Annotated in this window: 4 protein-coding genes; all 4 read left to right on the top strand. The window is 67.4% G+C overall.

Annotation, left to right across the window (positions count from 1 at the left end; translation table 11 throughout):
- Window positions 1-732: APC family permease (locus tag ABS88_RS23550; RefSeq protein ID WP_286750760.1), on the top strand; the 732-nt coding region annotated here is incomplete at its 5' end.
- A gap of 159 nt (window positions 733-891) precedes the next feature.
- Window positions 892-3,624 (top strand): DUF3857 domain-containing protein, encoded by a 2,733-nt coding sequence (locus tag ABS88_RS23545; RefSeq protein ID WP_286750759.1) that lies wholly within the window; start codon window positions 892-894, stop codon window positions 3,622-3,624.
- 365 nt (window positions 3,625-3,989) lie between these two features.
- Window positions 3,990-4,358 carry a BlaI/MecI/CopY family transcriptional regulator gene (locus ABS88_RS23540; protein ID WP_286750758.1) on the top strand — a complete coding sequence of 123 codons (369 nt, stop codon included), beginning with the start codon at window positions 3,990-3,992 and terminating at the stop codon, window positions 4,356-4,358.
- Window positions 4,355-5,488, top strand: a 1,134-nt coding sequence (locus ABS88_RS23535; RefSeq protein WP_286750757.1) for a M56 family metallopeptidase, incomplete at its 3' end; no start/stop codon positions are given. The genes ABS88_RS23540 and ABS88_RS23535, both read left to right, overlap by 4 nt.

Below are 5,488 nucleotides of genomic sequence, written 5' to 3'. Positions count from 1 at the left end.
GAGCGTGGCGTAATGGCGGCGGCGGCGATCATCTTCTTTGCCTTCTATGGCTTCGACGCGATCGCGACGGCCGCCGAAGAGGCGAAGAATCCCGACCGCGACCTCAAGATCGGGATCGTCGGATCGATGATCGCCTGCGTCCTGATCTACATCGCCGTCGCGGTCGCCGCGGTCGGCGCAATTTCCTACAGCCGGTTCGCGAACAGCCCCGAGCCGCTGGCGCTGATCCTGCGTGAACTCGGCCAGCCGCTCGCTGCCCATTATCTGGCGATTTCCGCAGTCATCGCGCTGCCGACCGTGATCCTCGCCTTCTTCTATGGTCAAAGCCGTATCTTCTTCACCATGGCGCGCGACGGCCTGCTGCCCGCCAGCCTGGCGAAGCTGTCGGCGCGGGGGACGCCGGTGCGGATCACGATCTTCACCGCCGCGGTCGTCGCGGTGCTGGCGGGCTTCATCCCGCTCGGCGAGCTGGCGGCGCTGGCCAATGCGGGAACGCTGGCGGCCTTTACCGCAGTGTCGGTGTGCATGCTCATCATGCGCCGCCGCGCGCCCGACGCACCGCGGACCTTCCGCGCGCCGATGCCGTGGGTGGTCGGCGGCATCGCGGTGCTGGGGTGCATCTATCTTTTCTTCAGCCTGCCGACAAAGACGCAGCTGTGGTTCCTCGTCTGGAACATCGGCGGTCTGGCCGTCTATTTCCTTTATGCGCGGGGCCGCGCCGTCGCCGGCTGACCAATAGATCCATGCTGGCATGGAATGGCGGTTGCATCGCGCCGTCAGCCCATGCAGGCTGGAATTTGTTTTGGGGCATTTGATTAGGGGAAAAGGCCGATGGCCGGATGGGGACGTGTTGCTGGTGTAGTTTTACTGATTGGTCCGGTCGGGTCGGCGTTGGCGGGCGAGCAACCGCTCTATCAGCCTGCCCCCGACTGGGCGCAGGCCACGACCTTGCCCGACGCTGCACCGGGCGGCGGGTTGCAGGTGCTGGATATCGAACAGCGTGTCGATGGCGCGACGGTCTGGAACTACACCGACACCGTCATCAAGCTCAACACACCCGAAGAACTGGCGCAGAACAGCAATGTGACGGTCGGCTGGGCGCCGGACAAGGGCGATCTGATCGTCCACGAACTGTCGATCATCCGCGACGGGCAGGTGATCGACGCGCTGGCGGGCGGCCAGAAGTTTACCGTATTGCGCCGCGAAGAAGCGCTCGAACAGCGCGAACTGACCGGCATCCTGTCGGCCAATCTGCCCGTCGAGGGACTGCGCGTGGGCGACATGTTGCGGCTGCGCATGTCGATTACCAACAAGGATGACGCGCTGGGCGGCCGCGCGCAGCTGGCGGTGCCGCTGATCGCCGAACCCGCGCGCATCGGATCGGGCAGCTACCGCCTGTCCTGGCGCGCCGACGACAAGCTGCAATGGAAATCCTTCGCCAATGGCGTCACGCTGAAGCCGGTGCGCAAGGGCGCCTATTACGAGCTGCCCGTCACCCTGCCGATCGCGAAACAGGCGGAAATGCCGTCGGACGCGCCAATGCGCTTTCGCAGCCCGCCGCTGATCGAGGCATCGACCTTTTCGGGCTGGTCCGACGTGTCGAAGGTGATGGCGCCGCTGTACGCGACGGCCGGCACTATCGCGGACGACAGCCCGCTCGCCGCCGAAGTGGCGGCAATCAAGGCGGCGACGACCGACCCGCTCGAACGCGCCGCCAAAGCCTTGCAACTCGTGCAGGACAAGGTCCGCTATCTGGCGGTGGGCATGGACGGCGGCAATTATGTGCCGCAGACGCCCGCGAAGACATGGGACGTCCGCTATGGCGACTGCAAGGCGAAGACGCTGCTGTTGCTCGCGATGCTGCACGCGATGGACATCGATGCCGAACCGGTGCTTGCGCACGCCCAGCTTGGCGATGCGGTGGCGAGCCGCCTGCCCACGGCGCTGGCTTTCAACCATGTCATCGTCAAGGCGACCATCGGCGGCGAGCCGCTGTGGCTCGACGGAACGGGCCTCGGCACGCGGCTCGCCGATATTCGCGATACGCCGGCCTTCGGCTATGTCCTGCCGGTGCGCGCCGAAGGAGCGGAGCTCGAGAAGATCGCGCTGCGCCGTCCGGCGCGTCCGACGATCGACCTCGCGCTCGATGCCGACGAAAGCACCAGCATCGACCTGCCGTCGGTCATCAAGGTGGACATGGTCGTGCGCGGCCAGCTCGCGAGCCTGCTTACCCTGTCGACCGCGCAGCTCGGTCCCAAGGAGCAGGAAGAAATGCTGAACGGCCTGCTGCAGAATTTCGTCGGGCAGGCGCAGTTCGACAAGATGGAAGCCAAACCCGACGCCGCGGACGGCAGCGTGACGATCACGGCACGCGGCGTGTTCGGATCGGGGTGGGAGCGCGAGGATAATCGCAGCGAACGCTGGCTGTCGCGCGTCGGCAATCTGATCGAATTTTCGCCCGACCGCGCGCGCGCGTCCTGGGCGAATATCCCCGTGGCGACGGGGGCGCCCGATTATGCGCATTATCGTTTGCGCGTCCGGCTGCCCGACGGCGGCCGCGACTACAAGATCGAGGGCGAGGGCGCGCTCGACGCGCGGCTCGCCGGCGTCGATGTCAAACGCAGCGTGACGATGGCCGACGGCTATGTCGTCGTTGACGAGGTGCTGGCGAGCAGCGGTGCGGAAATCGCGCCCGCGGATGTCGCGGCCGAGCGCGACCGCGTTGCCACCGTCATCAGCCAGACCCCGCGGCTGGTCGCGCCCGAAGATGCGCGGCGGCGCTGGAACCTGAAAGGGGCGCCCTCGACGTCGCAGCTCGACGCAGTGCGGTCGATTTATGCGGTCAACGCCGCCAAGGCCGATGAGGAAAATGTGTCGGCGCTGATCAGCGAAGCGTCGTTCCAGCGCGGCATCGGCGATTACAAGGGGGCGGAGCAGACGCTGACCCGCCAGATCGCGCTGCAGCCGTCGGAGGACGCCTATCTGTCCCGGTCGGGAGTGCGCAAGGAGTTGGGGAATATTGCGGGCGCGCTCGCCGATGCCGAAGAGGCGCGCAAGCTCGACCCCTCGTCGCTGGGCGCGATCGGGGCTGTCGCGATGCTGACCGCGGAAAAGGGCGATGTCGCCGCGGCGACACGGATGTTCGACGATCGCATCGCGCTCGGCGGCAAATCGAAAAGCGACCTCCGGCTCGCCAAGGCGGCGATGGTCGGCGAATTCGGCGATCCCAAGGCCGCGATCGACGAGCTCGATGCGCTCGTTGCGACAAAGCCCGGGTCGCCCGACCTGCTCAACGCGCGCTGCTGGGTGAAGGCGTCGCGCGAAGTCGCGGTCGACAGCGCGCTCAAGGACTGCACCTCGGCGATGGAGCTGGCGGACAGCACGGCGCATATTCTGGACAGCCGCGCGCTGGTGTGGCTGCGCCTTGGCCGCAACGACGATGCGCTGCGCGATCTCGACGCGGCGCTGCTGCAGGTGCCGTCGCTCGCATCGAGCCGCTTCCTGCGTGCGATCGTCTACCAGCGGCTGGGCCGCGCCACCGACGCCGCGGCCGATCTCGCGATTGCGCGCCAGCTGTCGCCGTCGACCGAGCGCGATTATGCGCGCTTCGGGCTGAAGCCGTAACGACAGCGGACTCGACTCGGAAAATGCATCCGGGGGGCGGGGCCTGAAGGCCGCTCCGCCCCCCGTCTGCGTCGGGGGCAAGTGGGGATGTCCCGGTGGGGGCAGGGGGCATCAGGGACCAGACCGATGCCCCCCACCGCTCCATTGAGCGGAACACTCGGGAACAGCTCATACCATACAAGTGCCGTGCCATTTTCGGGCCGGCGCGCAAATCGGCGGGTTGCGCTGGTTAGCGATTTCTTACCGCGCCGCAGACTTGTCAAAAATCCCGACACCGGCCGGAAAAATCCCGTTCATCGACCGTTCAGTCAATTGACTACATTTGTAGTCGCATAGAGTGTCGCAGCCGAAGGGAGGGGTTCACCGTGGCGGAACGACCAAGCGAATCCGAAATGCAGGTGCTGGCCGCACTGTGGGACGACGCCCCGCAGACCGCGGCCGATCTGACCGCGCGCGTCGGCCGGGCGAATGGCTGGACGCAGGCAACGGTCAAGACGCTGCTCGCGCGGCTCGTACAGAAGGGCGCCGTTGCGGCGGAGGCCGACGGCCGGCGTTATCTCTACCGTCCGGCGGTCGATCGCGACGCGGCGGTGGGCGACGAGTCGCAGCGTTTCGTTGACCGCCTCTTCGGCGGCCGCGTCAGCCCGCTCATCGCGCATCTCGCCGACCGCGAAGCCTTGACCGACACCGACATCGCCGAGATCGAGGCGCTGCTCCGGAAGCTCAAATCATGAGCGGCGCGACCATCCTCCAGATATGGGGCGACACGCTCGTCACCACCGCTCTGCTCGTCTTCGCGGTGCTGCTGGTGCGCAAGCCTTTCGCGCGCCAGTTCGGTCCGCGCCTGACCTATGCGCTCTGGCTCGTGCCGGCGCTGCGGCTGGTGCTGCCGCCATTGCCCTTGGCCGATCCGGTGGCAGCGCCGGTCGCGGCGAGCGTCCCGGCCGATGTGATGCTGATCGAGGCGGCCGACGCGGCGCGGACGATCGGGACGCCGGCGGCGATGCCGCAGCCGAGCTGGGGGCTGGCCGACGCGGTGCCGCTGCTGTTCACCCTGTGGATGGCGGGGGCGCTGTTGCTGATTGCGACGGCAATCGTGCGCCATATGCGTTTCCGGCGGCTGGTGCTGGAGCAGGCGGTCGCGCTCGAACCGATCGGATCGATCCGTCTCGTCATGAGCGGCGCCGTCGATGGTCCCGTCGCCTTTGGCCTTTTCAGCCGATATGTGGCGGTACCTCACGACTTTTTCGCCCGCTACGCCGCCGAAGAGCGCGCGCTGGCGATCGATCATGAACTTGCGCACCATCGCCACGGCGATCTGTGGGCCAACAGCGCCGCGCTGCTGCTGCTCGCCTCGCAATGGTTCAACCCGCTCGCGTGGCGCGCGATCCGGGCGTTTCGTTTCGACCAGGAGGCGGCGTGCGACGCGCGCGTGCTGACGATGGCCGACACCGCCGAACGCCGCGTGCGCACCGCCCATTATGCCGCCGCGATCGCCAAGGCAGCGGTCGGTGCGCGCCTGTCACTTGCCGCCCCGATGGCGGTTCACGATAATCTGCAGGAGAGGCTGACCATGTTGACGCAGCAGGATATTTCGAAAAAGCGACGCCTTGCCGGAAAGCTTCTCGTCGGCAGCGCGACGCTGGCCGTGCTCGGCGCGACCGCGACGCTCGTCCCCGCCGGGAGCGCCACTGCGCATGTTCAGGACGCCGGCGTGATCGCGCCGCCCGCGCCGCCGGCTCCGCCCGCCGCTCCCGAAGCGCCCCCGGCCCCTCCCGCACCTCTTGAGCCGGTTGCGGACGGTCCGCACCATATCATGATCGTCACCACCAAGGGCGATGGCGAGAGCGAAACCGTGACGACC

The organism is Sphingopyxis sp. SCN 67-31, from assembly GCF_001725095.1.
This window is presented reverse-complemented; position numbering and strand designations above follow the sequence as displayed.